Annotated in this window: 14 protein-coding genes; 7 read left to right on the top strand and 7 right to left on the bottom strand. The window is 70.5% G+C overall.

The genetic code is table 11. The annotated features are described in order from the left end of the window. Positions 1 to 66: 66 nt before the first annotated feature. Positions 67 to 999: a zinc-binding dehydrogenase gene (locus IF64_RS0110430; RefSeq protein ID WP_030531854.1), complete on the top strand. Its 933-nt coding sequence runs from the start codon at positions 67 to 69 to the stop codon at positions 997 to 999. Positions 1,000 to 1,090: 91 nt separating this feature from the next. Next, on the top strand, positions 1,091 to 2,233 hold the full coding sequence (locus tag IF64_RS0110425; RefSeq protein WP_030531853.1) for an NAD(P)-binding protein: 1,143 nt from the start codon (positions 1,091 to 1,093) through the stop codon (positions 2,231 to 2,233). 20 nt (positions 2,234 to 2,253) lie between these two features. Here the strand turns inward: IF64_RS0110425 and IF64_RS0110420 are convergent, their stop codons facing one another. The 6 genes from IF64_RS0110420 to IF64_RS0110395 all read right to left on the bottom strand — a co-directional run bounded on the left by IF64_RS0110420 (position 2,254) and on the right by IF64_RS0110395 (position 8,248). After that, positions 2,254 to 3,345, bottom strand: coding sequence for an ABC transporter ATP-binding protein (locus IF64_RS0110420; RefSeq protein ID WP_030531852.1), 1,092 nt, complete (start codon positions 3,343 to 3,345; stop codon positions 2,254 to 2,256). Positions 3,346 to 3,473: 128 nt separating this feature from the next. Next, the gene (locus IF64_RS0110415; RefSeq protein ID WP_036876245.1) at positions 3,474 to 4,229 is read right to left on the bottom strand and encodes an HpcH/HpaI aldolase family protein; all 756 of its coding nucleotides are present in this window, start codon (positions 4,227 to 4,229) and stop codon (positions 3,474 to 3,476) included. Then, a complete protein-coding gene (locus tag IF64_RS0110410) occupies positions 4,226 to 4,990 on the bottom strand; it encodes an SDR family NAD(P)-dependent oxidoreductase (RefSeq protein WP_030531850.1) in 765 nt (254 codons plus the stop codon). Before IF64_RS0110410 ends, IF64_RS0110415 begins: the two co-directional genes overlap by 4 nt. Continuing rightward, positions 4,987 to 6,372, bottom strand: coding sequence for a histidinol dehydrogenase (hisD, locus tag IF64_RS0110405; RefSeq protein ID WP_084705776.1), 1,386 nt, complete (start codon positions 6,370 to 6,372; stop codon positions 4,987 to 4,989). Before hisD ends, IF64_RS0110410 begins: the two co-directional genes overlap by 4 nt. After that, positions 6,357 to 7,088, bottom strand: coding sequence for an alpha/beta fold hydrolase (locus IF64_RS0110400; RefSeq protein WP_030531848.1), 732 nt, complete (start codon positions 7,086 to 7,088; stop codon positions 6,357 to 6,359). Before IF64_RS0110400 ends, hisD begins: the two co-directional genes overlap by 16 nt. Continuing rightward, positions 7,085 to 8,248 carry a cupin domain-containing protein gene (locus tag IF64_RS0110395; protein WP_030531847.1) on the bottom strand — a complete coding sequence of 388 codons (1,164 nt, stop codon included), beginning with the start codon at positions 8,246 to 8,248 and terminating at the stop codon, positions 7,085 to 7,087. The genes IF64_RS0110400 and IF64_RS0110395 overlap by 4 nt, the downstream gene beginning before the upstream one ends. Before the next feature lie 114 nt (positions 8,249 to 8,362). Between IF64_RS0110395 and IF64_RS0110390 the strand changes: the two genes are divergently transcribed. The 5 genes from IF64_RS0110390 to IF64_RS0110370 all read left to right on the top strand — a co-directional run bounded on the left by IF64_RS0110390 (position 8,363) and on the right by IF64_RS0110370 (position 13,927). Next, positions 8,363 to 9,484, top strand: a complete 1,122-nt coding sequence (locus IF64_RS0110390; RefSeq protein WP_036876243.1) for a LacI family DNA-binding transcriptional regulator — start codon at positions 8,363 to 8,365, stop codon at positions 9,482 to 9,484. A gap of 240 nt (positions 9,485 to 9,724) precedes the next feature. Next, the gene (locus IF64_RS0110385; protein WP_048807781.1) at positions 9,725 to 10,642 is read left to right on the top strand and encodes a carbohydrate ABC transporter permease; all 918 of its coding nucleotides are present in this window, start codon (positions 9,725 to 9,727) and stop codon (positions 10,640 to 10,642) included. Then, on the top strand, positions 10,639 to 11,541 hold the full coding sequence (locus IF64_RS0110380; protein ID WP_030531844.1) for a carbohydrate ABC transporter permease: 903 nt from the start codon (positions 10,639 to 10,641) through the stop codon (positions 11,539 to 11,541). The genes IF64_RS0110385 and IF64_RS0110380 overlap by 4 nt, the downstream gene beginning before the upstream one ends. Next, entirely contained in the window at positions 11,538 to 12,932 is a 1,395-nt protein-coding gene (locus IF64_RS0110375; RefSeq protein ID WP_145600330.1) for an ABC transporter substrate-binding protein, read from the top strand. Before IF64_RS0110380 ends, IF64_RS0110375 begins: the two co-directional genes overlap by 4 nt. Next, positions 12,929 to 13,927 (top strand): nuclear transport factor 2 family protein, encoded by a 999-nt coding sequence (locus IF64_RS0110370; RefSeq protein ID WP_246134692.1) that lies wholly within the window; start codon positions 12,929 to 12,931, stop codon positions 13,925 to 13,927. The genes IF64_RS0110375 and IF64_RS0110370 overlap by 4 nt, the downstream gene beginning before the upstream one ends. Here the strand turns inward: IF64_RS0110370 and IF64_RS0110365 are convergent. Beyond that, the gene (locus IF64_RS0110365; protein ID WP_030531841.1) at positions 13,922 to 14,818 is read right to left on the bottom strand and encodes a LysR family transcriptional regulator; all 897 of its coding nucleotides are present in this window, start codon (positions 14,816 to 14,818) and stop codon (positions 13,922 to 13,924) included. The genes IF64_RS0110370 and IF64_RS0110365 overlap by 6 nt on opposite strands. Positions 14,819 to 14,889: the final 71 nt, after the last annotated feature.

Raw genomic sequence — 14,889 nt, 5'->3', positions numbered from 1 at the left:
CGACCTCCGACCGTGCTCGCGTGTATCGTGGGCACATCTATAACGATCGATACAGAATAGGGGCCGATGGTGCGGGCTGTCGTGTCGGGGAACGGGCGAGGGGCGTTCACGCTGTCGGAGGTTCCGGACCCGAGCCCGGCGCTGGGTGAGGCGCTGGTGCAGGTCGATGCGTTCACGGTCAATTTCGGGGAGATCCACGGCGGGCTCACGCCGCCACAGGCCGGGACCGTGCCGGGCTGGGAGGCCGCCGGTGTCGTGGTGCGCGCGGCGCGGGACGGCTCGGGGCCACGGGAGGGAACCCCGGTTCTGACACTCGGCGTCGGCGGCGGGTGGGCGGAGTTGCGGGCGGTGCCGGCACACCTGATGGCTCCACTCTCCGACGGCGCCGACCTCGGCGCCGCGAGCACAGTGGGAATCGCCGGTGCGAGTGCCCTGCGCGCGATCCGACGTCTGGGCGATGTGCGCGGGCGGCGTGTGCTGGTCACCGGTGCCACGGGCGGAGTGGGGCGGTTCGCGGTGCAGCTGCTCCGCGACGCCGGCGCGGTTCCGGTCGCGGCCACGCGCAAGGTCGAACGGCGGCGCGCCGAACTGATCGCCCTCGGCGCGGCCGAGGTCGTCCCCGATCCGGCCACAGTGGACGGACCGGTGCACGGTGTCGTCGACACCGTGGGCGGGGACCAGCTCGTGTCGGCCTACGGACTCCTCGCCGAAGGGAGTGTGCTGGTCATGGTGGGACATTCGTCCGAGCAGGACGTGGTGTTCCCGTACGGGAGCCTCCTCGGCGGACCGGGTACGCACGACCGCACGCTGACGAGCTTCTTCCTCCTGTCGACCACACCCGACCTCGGCGACGATCTCAGGATGCTGGCCGATCGGGTGGCCGCCGGCGAGCTCGATCCCGGCATCGCGTGGCGCGGACCGTGGCAGTCTTTGTCGGAGGCGACCACGGCGATGCTGGACAGAACGCTGCACGGCAAGGCCGTGGTCGAGGTGCGTTGATCGTGGCGTGTCGTGGTCGTTGAGGTCGGCTGTCACATCCGTTCGGTGTGTCTCGTCCTTCCGATAGAGACCGACCGAACCGGAGGACAGCATGGCGAAGGAGATCACGGTCGTCGGCGGCGGCCTGGCCGGCCTGGTCGCCGCGATCGAAGCGGCCGAACGCGGTGCGAGGGTGACGCTCCACGAGGCACATTCGACACTCGGCGGGCGCGCGCGTGCCACGTCGGGACCGCACGTGGCGCATGACGGAGCCCACGTGTTCTACGCCGATGGCCCACATTGGAGGTGGCTGACCCGCCATGGCGTGATCGGGCGGCTCGGCATGCCGTCGCTGCGTGAGGCCGGGATCGGCTTTCGCGTCGAGGGCGGACTGCGGCGGTTACCGCCGCGGCGGTTCCTGACGATGCTGCTCGCCCACCGCGGCCGGACGGCGCCCGTGGACCGCGACTTCCACTCGTGGGCGAGCGACCTCGTCGGCGAGGACGCGGCACGTCAGGCCGCGCACGCCATCGCCGCCGCCACCTACGACGCCGACACCGGGCGGCTGTCGGCCGCGTTCGTGTGGCACCTGCTCAAGCGCGTGTTCGCGCCGAAACCGCCCGCGGTGCGGTGGGTCGTCGGCGGTTGGCAGTCCGTTGTGGACCGACTGGCTGCGACGGCGGGCGCGCGGGGTGTGGACATCGTGCTTGGCTCGCGGATCACCGAGGTGCCGAACACGCCCACCATCGTCGCCACCGAACTGGCTTCCGCCCGGCGGTTGCTCGGGGACGACACGCTCCGGTGGGACAGCGGGCACGCCGCGCTCCTGGACATCGCGGTTCCGCGCGGCCGAGGGGACCGGTTCGTCGTGTTCGACCTCGACGAGGGCGGGTTCCACGAGTGCTACTCGGCCCAGGACGCCACGGTCGCTCCCGCCGGGGAGTCCCTGTTCCAGTTGCAGATGCCGGTCCGTGAGGGCGAGCGGAAGGCCGACGCCGCATCCCGACTGGCACGACTCGCGGACCGGACCGTCCCCGGGTGGCGGGAACGGGCGACGTGGCACCGGACCGCGACCGCACAGGGGCGTACCGGAGCGATCGACCGGCCGGGCCGGACATGGCGCGACCGGCCGGCCATCGACCGCGGGGGAGACGTCTACCTCGTCGGCGACATGGTCGCCGCCCCCGGCATGCGGGGCGAGATCTCCGTCAACAGCGCGGTGCACGCCGCCACGCTGACCTGCGCTCGAACGTGACCCCGCGCCGTGCCGGACGGTTACTGCGCCGGCAGTCGTGCCCCCGTGTCGGCGTGGAAGGCATGCACCTCGTCGGCGCTGGTGATCGCCACGCGGACCGTCTCGCCGAGCTTCGGGGGCGTCCGCCCGTCGGCACGGACGACGAACCGCTCCGGCCGTTCGCCCACCCGCACCGTGCCGTGTACGTACGCGTCCGCCCCGAGCTCCTCGACGAGCTCGACCGTCATCGCCGCGCCGTCCTCGCCGGTGCCCGCCAGTCGCAGCGACTCCGGCCGCAGTCCGAGGGTCAGCGTGGTACCGGAGGCCGCCAGCGTCGCACGCGGCAGCGGGACCGTCAGACCGTCCAGACGCGCACCGTCGTCCCCGACGGCGACCGTCTTCAGGTTCATCGCGGGCGAGCCGATGAAACCGGCGACGAAGGCGTTCGTGGGCCGCTCGTACAGCGCGCGGGGGGTGTCGCACTGCTGGAGCGTGCCGTCCTTGAGCACCGCGACCCGGTGTCCCATCGTCATGGCCTCGATCTGGTCGTGCGTGACGTAGATCGTGGTCGTGCCGAGCCGGTCCTGCAGCGAGGCGATGTTCGCCCGGGTCTCCACCCGCAGTTTCGCATCCAAATTGGACAGCGGCTCGTCCATGAGGAACACCGACGGCTCCCGCACGATCGCCCGCCCCATCGCGACGCGCTGGCGCTGGCCGCCCGACAGTGCCTTCGGTTTGCGGTCCAGGTACGGCGTCAGGTCCAGCACGTCCGCGGCCTGGCGCACCCGTTCGGTGACGGCGGCCTTCGACTCACCCTTGAGTTTCAGCGCGAAACTCATGTTCTCGGCCACGGTCATGTGCGGGTACAGCGCGTACGACTGGAACACCATCGCGATGTCGCGGTCCTTCGCCGGAACGTCGGTGACATCCCGGTCGTCGATGTGGATGGCGCCCTCGTCGACGTCCTCCAACCCGGCGAGCATCCGCAACGCCGTCGACTTGCCCGATCCGGACGGACCGACGAGCACGAGGAACTCACCGTCGGCGACCGTCAGATCGAGCTCGTCGACCGCCCGCACCGGCGGGGAACCGGGATACAGCCGCGATGCGCGCCGGTAGCTGACCTCTGCCATGGAAACCACCTTTCACCGTGGGCGCCGGACTCCTTCGGCCGGCGTCGGATGCGGCCGCGGATCGGCCGTCCGCGGACGTTGCCGCCCTGCCGCCGGTTGGCAGGGCGACGGAGAAGTCGTACGAGGTCTCATGCGGAGGCCAGGCACCGCACCGTGTCGAGCAGGATGCGCGCGAGGTTGAACACGACCGCCCCGGCAGGCGCCGTGGCGGCGGCCTCGGTGGACGACACGATGCTCACCATCGGCGTCCCCGTCTCCGATGCCGCGCGCACCGCGGCGTCGGCGGTGGACCGCACGTCCGGATCCGCGACGGCCCCCGGCCTGCCCATCGCCACTGCGAGGTCGGCAGGGCCGATCATCAGCGCGTCGACCCCTTCGACCGCGGCGATGTCGGCCGCGGCTGCGCACGCGGCCGCCGTCTCGAGCATCGGGACCACCAGGGTCGTCTCCGCGGCCCGAGCCAGATGGTCGTCGGCCCCGGCGGCGCCGAACGCGCCGGCCCGCGAATAGGTTGCGAAGCCGCGTTCACCCCGCGGCGGATAGTGCGCGGCCGCGACGGCGGCGCGTGCCTCCTCCGCCGTGTCGACGTGGGGAACCACGATGCCGTCGGCACCCAGGTCGAGAGCGCGCAGGATCAACGACGGTTCGCCGTGACCCACACGCACGAGCACGGCGATTCCGCGTGCCTGCGCTGCCTGGATGTGCTGCTGCAACGGGACCTGATCGGACGGTCCGTGCTCGCAGTCGATCAACACGAAGTCGAGGCCTGCGATGCCGCACAGCTCGACGAGGTAGTCGCACGGCATCCGCAGAATGCCGCCCCGGAGCCGTTCACCACCGTGCAGCCGCCGTTTCAACGTCGGCCTGCCGGAACCGCCGTTCATCGCGCCACCATCCCCGCGGACAGATCGATGTCGGCCGCGCAGAGCCCCGGCATCGACAGCATCGCCACCAACGCCGCCGCCACCTCCTGTTCGGTGACCATCCGGCCGAGAGCCGACCGCGCGACGAACGCCGCCTCCGCCTCCTCGTAGGTCGAACCGGTGCGCTCGGCCTCCAGCCGGAAGTTACGTTCCATGCGCGGCCCCGCCACCGGTCCCGGCGAGAGCGAGTTGACCGTCACTCCCTGCGGGCCCACCTCCGCGGCCAGGGTCGTGGTGAGCCCGAGAACGGCCATTTTGGACGCACAGTAGGGCGTGCGGCGCGCCAGCGGCCGTTTCCCGCTCACCGAGGCGATGTTGACGATGTCCCCGGAACCGCGCGCGAGCATGCCCGGCAGGAACGCCCGGCACATCAGGTACGTGCCGTGGACGTTGGAGGCGAACACCTCGGACCACTCGCCGGGTTCGATGTCGGTCAGTGGTTTGACCGGTCCCGGGGTGCCCGCGTTGTTGACCAGCACCGAGATCTCCTCGTCGGCGAGATCGGCGGCCAGCGCCTCCACCGAAGCCGGATCGGTGACGTCGACGGTCGCCGCACGGCCCGGCACGGAGAGGCCCGCCACGGTCTCGTCGACCTTCGCGCGGGTCCTGCCCGCGGCGATCACCCGGCAGCCGTGCTCGGCCAGCGCCGCGCACATCGCCCTGCCGAGTCCCGAACCGCCACCGGTGACCAGTGCCGTGCGTCCGGTCAGCGCGGCGCTCATACCGACACCCCGGATGCCGGCGCGCCGGAGTCCGCAGAGGAGCTCGCCGCAGGCGATGCCGGGGCGGATTCCGCGCTCCCGTACTCGGGTGCCCACGGCAACGAGGCGCCCGCGTACTTGGCTGCCCGGACGTCACCCGAGCGTGCGTGCCCCTCGAACAGCTCGACCCTGGCCGCCCTGCCGCACACCTCGCCGAGCCGCGCACTCGCCGCCGGATCCGTGATCTCCTGGTACGTCACGGTCTTGAGGTACTTGCCGACCCACAGCCCGCCGGTGTAGCGCGCGGCGCCCTTGGTGGGCAGCACGTGGTTGGTACCGCTGACCTTGTCGCCGTACGACACGCACGTGCCCTCGCCGAGGAACAACGCCCCGTACTGGGTCATGCGGTCCAGTGCCTGCCGCGGGTTCTCGGTGAGGATCTGGACGTGCTCGCTGGCGTATCCGTCGGCGACGGTGTACGCCTCGTCGAGCGAGTCGACGACGACGACCTCGCCGTGGTCGCGCCACGCCGGTTCGGCGAAGTCGCGGGTCGGCATGCCGGGCAGGAGCCGTTCGACGTGGTCGAGCACCGCGCGGCCGAGCTCGGCCGAGGTCGTGACCAGCACGGCGGGGGAGTCCGGTCCGTGCTCGGCCTGGGACAGCAGGTCGACGGCGACGACGAACGGGTCGGCGGTGTGGTCGGCGACCACGAGGATCTCGGTCGGTCCGGCGAACAGGTCGATGCCGACCTCGCCGAACAGCTGCCGTTTCGCCTCGGCGACGTAGGCGTTGCCGGGCCCGGCGATCAGGTCCACGCGCGGCAGCGACTCGGTGCCCACGGCGAGCGCGGCCATGGCCTGGACGCCGCCGAGCAGGTAGATCTCGTCGGCGCCGGCCAGGTGCATGGCGGCGACCGTCGCGGCCGGGACCTCACCACGGATCGGCGGGGTGCACGCCGCCACGCGCGGCACGCCGGCCACCTTGGCCGTCACGATCGTCATGTGCGCCGACGCGGTGAGGGGATAGCGACCACCCGGCACGTACGCCCCCGCCGCGGCCACGGGCACGTGCCGGTGTCCGAGGTGGACGCCCGGCAGCGTCTCCACCTCGACGTCGGCCAGCGCATCGCGCTGGTGCCTCGCGAACCCGCGCACCTGGTCCTGCACGAAACGGATGTCGTCGAGCACCTGGTCCGGCACTCCGGCGACGATCCGTTCCACCTCCTCCTCGGAGAGACGGAACGACTCGGGTGACCACCGGTCGAACCGCTCGGAGTACTCCCGGACGGCCTCGTCGCCCCGGGCGCGGATGTCGGAGATGATCGTCGAAACCCGCTCGGCGACGGAGGCGTCGGTACCGGTGTCGCGGGCACCGCCGGTGGGGGCTTTCAGGATCTCGGGCATGGGTGCGGGCTTCCTTTCGCGGTGCGGCAGCGGGTGAGCCAGTCGGTCAGGTGGTCGGCGACCTCGGCGGGCCGCTCGACGGGGAGCAGGTGCCCGGCCCCGGGCAGAAGATGCAGTTCCGCGCCGGGCACGGCGTCGGCGATCGTGGTGTGGAACGCGGGCGGGCACAGTGCGTCGGCGGTGCCGCCCAGCACGAGCGTGGGGACGGTGACGTCGGCCAGGCGCGGCACGGCGTCGGTGCGCGTGGCCTGTGCGGCGAGCTGCCTGCGCAGCACCCGCGGTCCCACGCGCGCGGCCATGTCGGTGAATCGGCGGGCGTGCTCCGCGGGTGGTTCGGGGGAGGCGAACATCGTCGGCAGGACGGTGTCGTGGACGAGTGCGGTGAACTCGCCGTCCACGGTGCGGGCGTCCAACCGGGCCCATCCGTCGAGCTGGGCCGGGGTGGGTGCGCCCGCGTTCGTCGACATCGCGGCGAACGCGCGCACGCGCTCGGGCGCGCGCCGCAGTACCTCGAAGCCGACGATCGCACCGAGACTCAGTCCGATGAGGACGAACGGACGATCGGTGGAGGCGAGGACCTCCTCGGCCATGTCGCCGATGCTCGGCCCGGTGGGTACGACGTCGACGACCGCCTGGCCCAGCGCGGGCCGGACGTCGTCCCACAGCCCGGCATCACAGAGCATGCCGGACACCGTGACGACGGGATCGTCCGTCATTCGCCGATCTTCCTCGGAACCAGCGCATACGGAGCGACGTAACCGTTGTGGTCGAGCGCGATCCCGGTGTCGGCCGCGGCCTTGGGCACCTCGTCCTCCCACTGGAGGCGCACCCGCCCGTCGCCGCTGTTGATGACGAGCATCGACGCCGTGTCGTCGCCGGCGTTGCGGATCGAGCGCCATGCCCCGCGCGGCACCGAGAGCATGTCCCACGGTCCGAGGAGGACGGTGACCTCGTCGTCGGTGTTGAGGGTGACCTCCCACTCGCCGTCCTTCACCAGCAACACCTGCGTCTCGTGGTGGCGGTGGGCGCGCATGCCCTTGCCGGGCTCGGCGCGCAGCCACGCGACGTTGTGCCCGTGCGGATTGTGGATCGGCGGCTCCTGGTGCCGGTCCTCGGACATCCCGTATCCGATGACGAGGGCCAGTTCGGCCCCGCCACCGGGCAGCAGGCTGTCGAGGAACGGGAGGGACGAGAACTCCAGTTCGTCGAGCGAGGCCACCCGCTTGCGCATCTGCTCCACCGAGTAGCTGCGCAGGCTCGCGATCTGCTCGTCGGTCATCGGTTGCACGAGCTCGTCGGGATCCGGCCGCTCGTCGCCGGCCTCGGTGTCGATGAGTGTGCTCTCGGTGGTCAGGTAGAGACCGTGCTCGGCGGCCTGACGCAGCACCGACGGCCCCCAGATGATGCCGCCGGTGTCGTCGTGCCCGAGCGTGGTGAACAGCCAGCCGTCGTCCGGTCCGATGTTGGTGAACCCGCGGAAGATCCACGTCGGAAGCGAGGCGATGTCGCCCTCACGCAGGACCAGCTCGCCGTCTTTGCCGTCGGCTCCCCAGCGGAGCAGGAACTCACCGCGGAAGCAGTAGAAGACCTCGGCGGTGAAGTGCAGGTGCAGGTTGTTGGTGATGCCGTGGGGCATCGCGGCGGCGCCGATGTTGTAGCCGTGCGGCTCACGCAGGTTCACGACCTGATCGGAGTTCTGCGACACGCCCGGCCCGATCATCGCGTAGTTCTCCTTGCGATCGGACCCGGGCGTCCGGCAGTCGATGAACGCCTGGTTGCAGGAGACGAAGTCGCTGCGGCGGATGGTGCGCCTGCTCGCCTCGGCCTCGGTCACGATCACGGAGTCGTTGTACGCGGTCACGTCCGTTTGCTTCATACGTATGCACACTAGTCGGAGCGGGGTGCTCGTTGTCAACCGTCACCAGGGTCGGCTGGGTCGAGATGCGTGCGAGGACGTATGCTCTGACCGGACGAGAACGGGGAGGACTACGTGGGGATCACCAGTCGCGACGTGGCTCGACTGGCAGGCGTGTCGCAGCCGACCGTGTCGAGGGCGCTCCGCGGGGATCCCCGCGTGTCGGCCGACACCGTGCGCAAGGTACGCACGGCGGCCGAGGCGCTCAACTACGTTCCCAGCGAGGCGGGCCGCAGCCTGTCGACGCGGATCAGTCACCGTATCGGCGTCCTCGTCACCGACCTGACCAATCCGTTCTATCCGCACCTCGTCGGCCCCCTGCACGACGAGCTCGAACGGCTCGGCTACCGCATGATGCTCTTCACCGAGCGGTCGGAGGCGACGGCCGCGGCGGACCGGCTCGTCGACCGGTCGATCGACGGCCTCGTGCTGGCCACGTCCACACTGGATTCGGGGCTGCCCGCGGAGCTGGATCGGCGCGGACTGCCGTTCGTCTACCTCAACCGGGAGGGCACCGTCCCCGCCGACGCCGTCGTGGTCGACAACCGTCGAGGTGGCGAGCTCGTCGCCGAGGAACTGGTCCGTGCGGGACACACCCGCATCGGTGCGATCTTCGGTCCCGACAACACCAGCACCGGTCGCGACCGGGAGATCGGCTTCCGGCAGGGGCTGGCCGATGCGGGGATCGCCCTGCGTCCGGCCCACGTGCGCCACGGCCCGTTCGAATTCGAGACCGGTGCCGCCGCGTTGGCGGAACTGTGGGCGGCCGACCCGGCTCCGACGGCCGTGTTCTGTGGCAACGACGTCGTGGCGATCGGCGTGATCGACACCGCGCGGCGCCTGGGCATCGCGATCCCGGAACAGCTGTCGGTCGTGGGCTTCGACGACATCCCCATGGCCTCGTGGGCGAGTTTCGAGCTGAGCACCGTCCGCCACGACCTCGACGAGATGGCGTGCACGGCGGCGAGGTTGCTCGTCGCCAGGGTCTCGGGGGATGACGCCGTGCTGGACGCGTCGCCGGACCCGAGTGCCGCCGGCGACGGTAACCCCGCCGACGGGGCGGCCGTGGGGAACGGTCGTCGTACCCGCGGTGTGCCGGGCGAGGAGGGACGCGCCGCCGGTGAGCCGCGGCGCGTCACGCTCACCCCGCACTTCGTCGCGCGCCGCACGCACGGCGCCCCCTCCGGCGAGAGCTGATCCGCCGCCCAACAGTCGGCGAGGCCGCGTTACATACGCAGAATCGCCGGTTTCCGTAGCGTCTCGAGTTCCTCGGCTCCGATGGGGAGCTACAACATCGCAGGTCATTGCCGCTTCGTGGCGTCCGTGTATCGCGTCGGGACAAATCGGCCCGCGGGCATTGTCCCGCGAGTGTGAATACGCATACACTGCGCGGCACCCCAATCGTGCCGTTCTCCCGGCAGAGGAGGTCGACCTTCGATGGTGGCATCCACCGTCCCCCCGCCGCGCAGGCGTTCCGGCTGGCGCCGACGTGCCGAGCCGTACATGCATCTGGCGCCTGCGCTGCTGGCCATCGGACTGACGACGCTGTATCCGCTCGTCTCCGCACTCATCACCAGTTTCCGGCACTGGCGCCTGAACGAGAGTCAGGAACCCGGCGAATTCGTCGGTGTCGAGCAGTACAGCCGGGTGTTCACCGACGACACGTTCTACAACAGCGCGTGGGTGACGTTCGAGTTCACCGCGATCTCCGTCGTGCTGTCCGTCGGGATCGGACTCGGCATCGCGCTGATCCTGAACAATCGGACTCGGCTCAGCGCCTTCACCAAGGCGTTGCTGATCCTGCCGTTCGCGGTCGCCCCCGCGCTGAAGGGCTTCTCGTGGCGGTTCATGCTCAACCCGGACACGGGCGTCTACGACAAGATGATCGACACGGCACTGCCGTTCGTCGGTGACATCAACTGGCTCGGTGATCCGTTCTGGGCGTTGATGGTTCTCGCGCTCACCGAGGTGTGGGGCTGGGCACCGTTGATCGCGCTGATGCTCCTGGGCGGGCTCGGCTCGATCTCGCCGGAGGTCCGCGAAGCGGCCAAATTGGACGGTGCCTCACCGTGGCAGGAGTTCTGGCGCGTCACGTTCCCGCTGCTGCGGCCGCTTCTGCTCATCATCGTCTTCCTGAAGGCGGTGTTCTCCATGAAGATCTTCGACCAGGTCGTCACGACGACCGGCGGTGGTCCCGGCCGTGCGACCGAGAGTCTGAACTTCTACGCATACTCGCAGGGCTTCACGTTCCTCGACATCGGATACGCCTCGGCCGTGTCCTGGGTGATCGTGGTCGTGCTCGGCGCGCTCGCCGCCCTGTATCTGATCGCGATGGCCAGGCAGGAGGCGACATGACCGACACGGCCGTGAAACCCGAACCGGAGGCGGCGCCGCGGCAGGCCCCGCCGCCCCCGCGGAGGCGGCCGCGTTCCCGCGGCGCCTGGGCGACGGTGCGCTCGGTGGCACGCGTGCTGACCACGCTGGCCATCCTGTTCTTCGTGCTCTTCCCGATCGTGTGGATGGCGATCACCGCGTTCAAACCCGCTCGCGATGCGTTCTCCACGTCGCTGATCTTCTCGCCCACGTTGGAGAACTTCGCCGCCATCCTCGGCGGAGCCAGTGACCTGACGTCGGCGTTGGTCAGCAGCGTCGTGGTGGGCGTGGCGACCACGGTCGTCGCCGTCCCGCTGGCGTTGCTGGCCGCCTACGGCTTCTCGCGGTACCGGTTCCCCGGCCACCGCGCGATGTTGCTGGCGATCGTGGCCACGCAGTTCATCCCGGGGGTGGCGATCGCCCTGCCGTTCCTGACGCTCTTCCGTAGCCTCGGCCTCATCGACACCCACCTGGCGCTGGTGATCGTCAACCTGTCGATCGTCGTTCCATATATCACCTGGTTGCTCAAGGGATTCGTCGACGGGCTGCCGACGGAGATCGAGGAGGCGGCCCGGATCGACGGGTGCGGACAGGTGGCCCTGCTATGGCGCGTGATCACGCCACTGGCTGCCCCGGGCATCTTCGTCGCCGCGGTGTTCTCGTTCCTGCTGGCCTGGAACGAATTCCTGTTCCCGACCTTCCTGTCGCGTTCGGACGCCGAGACCCTTCCGGTGGCGCTCATGACACTGGTGCTGCCCGAAGGTGTCGCATGGGGACAGATGGCGGCCGCGGGGCTGCTGGTGATGGCGCCGATGTTGGTGATGGCCTTCCTCGTGCGCAGGCACTTCGCCGAGGGCATGACGATGGGAGCGGTGAAATGAGGCGCACGCGACGTACGGGCAGGAGCGTGGCGGCGCTGGCCGTCACCGCGATGCTGGTGGCGGCCGGGTGCGCGGCCGGCCCGAGCGAGGAACAGTTGCTGGACGCGGTCGCCGAGGCGCCCGCAGGCGACATGGGACTGCTCGAGGGCAAACCCTACGACGGCACCCACATCCGCCTGCTGAGCTGCTGCAAGACGACCGCGCAGTTCGCGGCACTGCAGGAGAAGACCGACCGCGAGTTCACCGCCAGGACGGGCATCACCGTCGAGTGGGCGAACATCCCGTACGAGTCCTACCTGCAGCAGATCGTGGCCGAGACCGCCATCGGTGGTGGCACCTACGACGTCGTCGTGTGGCCCGACGCCTACGGCGCGTCGGCCAAGATCGGCCTGCAGCCGCTGAACCGGGTGCTGAAACAGGCCGGCCGGTCGATCGAGGAGTTCCCTCCGCCGTTCCAGGAGGCGGCTCGGGCCGGTGACGACCGCACGATCTACGGACTGCCGTTCCGCGGGTTCTCCTACAACTACTTCTACCGCGAGAGCGAGTTCGAACGGTTGGGCATGAAGCCGGCCTCGACGTGGGACGAGTTCGGCGAGCAGCTGGATCGGCTCGACGGCGCGAGCCAGCGGTCCGCCCTGGCCGGTCAGTACGGACGCAACGGCGGGCAGAACCTGTACACGTGGCTGGCGATGCTGTGGAGCAACGGCGGCGAGGTGCTCGACGAGCGCGGCGATCCGGCGTTCACCAGCCCGGAGGCCGTCGAGGCCACCGAGCGGTACATCGATCTGCTCAGGGACGGCCACAGCCCGCCCGCCTCGGTGAACTGGACCGAGACGGACGCGACCCAGCAGTTCGAACAGGGTGCCAGCAACTCCGTGTTCACGTGGGCATGGCAGATCGACGACTTCACCGACCCGGGCAAGGTGCAGCCCGAGGTGGCCGACGACGTCGGCGTCGCGCCGCTGCCGGGGTGGGGCGACAAGCCGTCCGTGACCTACGGCTACACGTGGCTGATGGGCGTGCTCAACACGTCCGACAACCAGGGCGCGGCGTGGGAGTACCTGAAGTGGGCCACGAACGCCGACGTCGAACGCGACATCGCGCTCGACAAGTCCGACCCGGACAAGGCCACGAGCGTCGTCGTGCACACGGAGAACATGCGCGACGAGGAGGTCAACGCGGCCAACCACGGGCTGCCCGCCGTGCAGGAACGGGCACTGCGCACCGCCAGAACGGTGCCGATGACCATCGACTGGCCCCAGATCCAGGACGTGCTCGAGGTGGCGATCAACGAGATGGCACACGGCGGCGACGTTCGCACGCAACTGGAGAAGGCCGCGGCCGACGTGCAGGCGCTGCTGGACCGGGGCCGCGGAGGGGATGCCTCGTGAGCACGGTGAAGCCGGTGGCCTACGAGCCGTACCGGGACCCGGAGGAGTTCATCGTCGAATGGACCGACCGGATCTGGGTGCGTCGCGGCATCGGGACGATCCGGGAGAACTACGCGGCCGACGCGATCGTGCACGGCGCCTACGGCACGGTGCGCGGCGTCGAGCCGGTGGTGCGCTCGACCCTCACGAAGATCGCGGCGTACCCGGACCGGGTGGGACAGGCCGAGGACGTCGTGTGGGAGCCCCGTGGGGACGAGGCGTTCCTCAGCTCCCACCGCGTCTTCAGTTCGGGCACGCACACCGGGATCTCGGCGTACGGACCGCCCAGCCACCGCGCCTTCTCCTCGCGCACGATCGCGACCTGCCTGTACCGGCGTGGCGTCATGGAGTTCGAGTGGGTGGTCCGTGACGAGTACGCCGTCGTGGAGCAGCTCGGACTCGATCCGGCCGAGGTCGCGCGGCGACTGGCCTTCCCCGGCTGGGAGGGCCAGGAGCCGTGCGGCCCCGGGGCCGATGTGCTGGCGGCGGGTGACACCGGTCCGCGGCCGGACCTGCACCGGCGGGAGTGCGAGCACGTCCTCGCACTCGTCGACCGGGTCTGGAACGGGCGGATGCTGCACGAGGTGACCGACTTCGTCGCCCGCGACGTCACGTGCGACATCTCGCGGGGCAGGACGTTGACCCGGCCCGACGGGTACCAGCGCGGACTGCTGGACCTGCTCGCCCCCGTGCCCGACGGACGGTTCGAGGTGCGCGATGTCGTCGCCCACGACTCGCCCGCCCACGGAGGCGTCCGGGTCGGCGTGGTGTGGCGCCTCGACGGCACCTACAGCGGCGCGCCCGCCTACGGGCAGACGACCGGAAGTCCGGTGGCGGTGCTCGGTGCCTCGCAGTTCCTGTTCCGGGACGGGCGGATCGTGCGCGAATGGCGCGTGTACGACGAACTCGCCGTCATGGCGCAGATCGCCCTGGCCCGCGGGGACGAGCCGTCATGATCGGCTGAGCAGCATGCGCTGGGCCAACCTGGCCAGTTCGCGGCTGGCGGGGGAGAGGACCTCGGCCTTCCGCCGCACGAGTGCGATCGTGTCGTACAGCGGCTCGGCGAAACCCACCGTGTGCACCGAGTCCGGGCAGGTGGCGCTCTCGGCCACGGCACGCGAGATGATCGTGTCGCCGATGCCTCTGGCCACGAGCGCCAGCGCCGACTCGACGTGCTCCACCTCGATCCACGGTTCGAGCCGGATACCGGCCAGCTGGGCACGTTCGGCCAGCTGGCGGCGCGTCGGGTCGGCCCAGCCGTAGTGGGCGTCGTAGAGGATCAGCCGCGAGCGGCCGAGGCCCGCCGTCGTCACCGGTTCGGCGACGCGGGCCGGGTCGGCGCTGGCGTAGACCACCTCGTCGCGCATCAACGGCGTCACGTCGAGCCCGTCGTCGTCGATCGGCAGCACCACCAGGCCGGCCTCGACCGTGCCCGCGGCGACGGCGGAGGCCACCTCGACCGAGTTGAGGCCGATGAGCCGGATCCGCACCTCGGGGTAGCTGTCGTGGAACTGCTGGGCCAGATCGGACAGCAGGTAGTACGCGGCATTGCGCAGCAGGCCGAACGTGGCGACGCCGCCGCGCAGGGACCGCACCGACCGCAGCGCCTGCTCGGCGCCGTCGGCCGCCGCGACGGCCTGCTCGGCGAACGGCAGCAGCGCCGACCCCGCGGCCGTGAGCACCAGACGCCTGCCCCCGCGCGAGAACACCGGAGTGCCGTGTTCGTCCTCGAGTTTGCGGATCAGCTCGGACACGGAGGCCTGCGTGATGTCCATGCGTGCTGCCGCGGCGGTGAACGAGCCGGTGCGCACCGCTTCGAGGAAGGCGCGCAGCTGCTTCAGTGTCATAGGGAAACCCTATCGGAAGGTCAAGATCTTACGGGGTTGTCCTTTGTCAGCGCCGACTCTAGCGTCGCTGC

Source organism: Prauserella rugosa, from assembly GCF_000719975.1.
Classification (GTDB): Bacteria; Actinomycetota; Actinomycetes; order Mycobacteriales; family Pseudonocardiaceae; genus Prauserella; species Prauserella rugosa.
Note: the sequence above shows the minus strand (reverse complement) of the source record. Positions and strands in the feature narration are given on the sequence as shown.

Bases quoted from the DNA above. Each gene is read 5' to 3' on its own strand.
- IF64_RS0110430 (WP_030531854.1), top strand. From the start codon at position 67: ATGGTGCGGGCTGTCGTGTCGGGGAACGGGCGAGGGGCGTTCACGCTG.
- IF64_RS0110425 (WP_030531853.1), top strand. From the start codon at position 1,091: ATGGCGAAGGAGATCACGGTCGTCGGCGGCGGCCTGGCCGGCCTGGTC.
- IF64_RS0110420 (WP_030531852.1), bottom strand. From the start codon at position 3,345: ATGGCAGAGGTCAGCTACCGGCGCGCATCGCGGCTGTATCCCGGTTCC.
- IF64_RS0110415 (WP_036876245.1), bottom strand. From the start codon at position 4,229: ATGAACGGCGGTTCCGGCAGGCCGACGTTGAAACGGCGGCTGCACGGT.
- IF64_RS0110410 (WP_030531850.1), bottom strand. From the start codon at position 4,990: ATGAGCGCCGCGCTGACCGGACGCACGGCACTGGTCACCGGTGGCGGT.
- hisD (WP_084705776.1), bottom strand. From the start codon at position 6,372: ATGCCCGAGATCCTGAAAGCCCCCACCGGCGGTGCCCGCGACACCGGT.
- IF64_RS0110400 (WP_030531848.1), bottom strand. From the start codon at position 7,088: ATGACGGACGATCCCGTCGTCACGGTGTCCGGCATGCTCTGTGATGCC.
- IF64_RS0110395 (WP_030531847.1), bottom strand. From the start codon at position 8,248: ATGAAGCAAACGGACGTGACCGCGTACAACGACTCCGTGATCGTGACC.
- IF64_RS0110385 (WP_048807781.1), top strand. From the start codon at position 9,725: ATGGTGGCATCCACCGTCCCCCCGCCGCGCAGGCGTTCCGGCTGGCGC.
- IF64_RS0110380 (WP_030531844.1), top strand. From the start codon at position 10,639: ATGACCGACACGGCCGTGAAACCCGAACCGGAGGCGGCGCCGCGGCAG.
- IF64_RS0110375 (WP_145600330.1), top strand. From the start codon at position 11,538: ATGAGGCGCACGCGACGTACGGGCAGGAGCGTGGCGGCGCTGGCCGTC.
- IF64_RS0110365 (WP_030531841.1), bottom strand. From the start codon at position 14,818: ATGACACTGAAGCAGCTGCGCGCCTTCCTCGAAGCGGTGCGCACCGGC.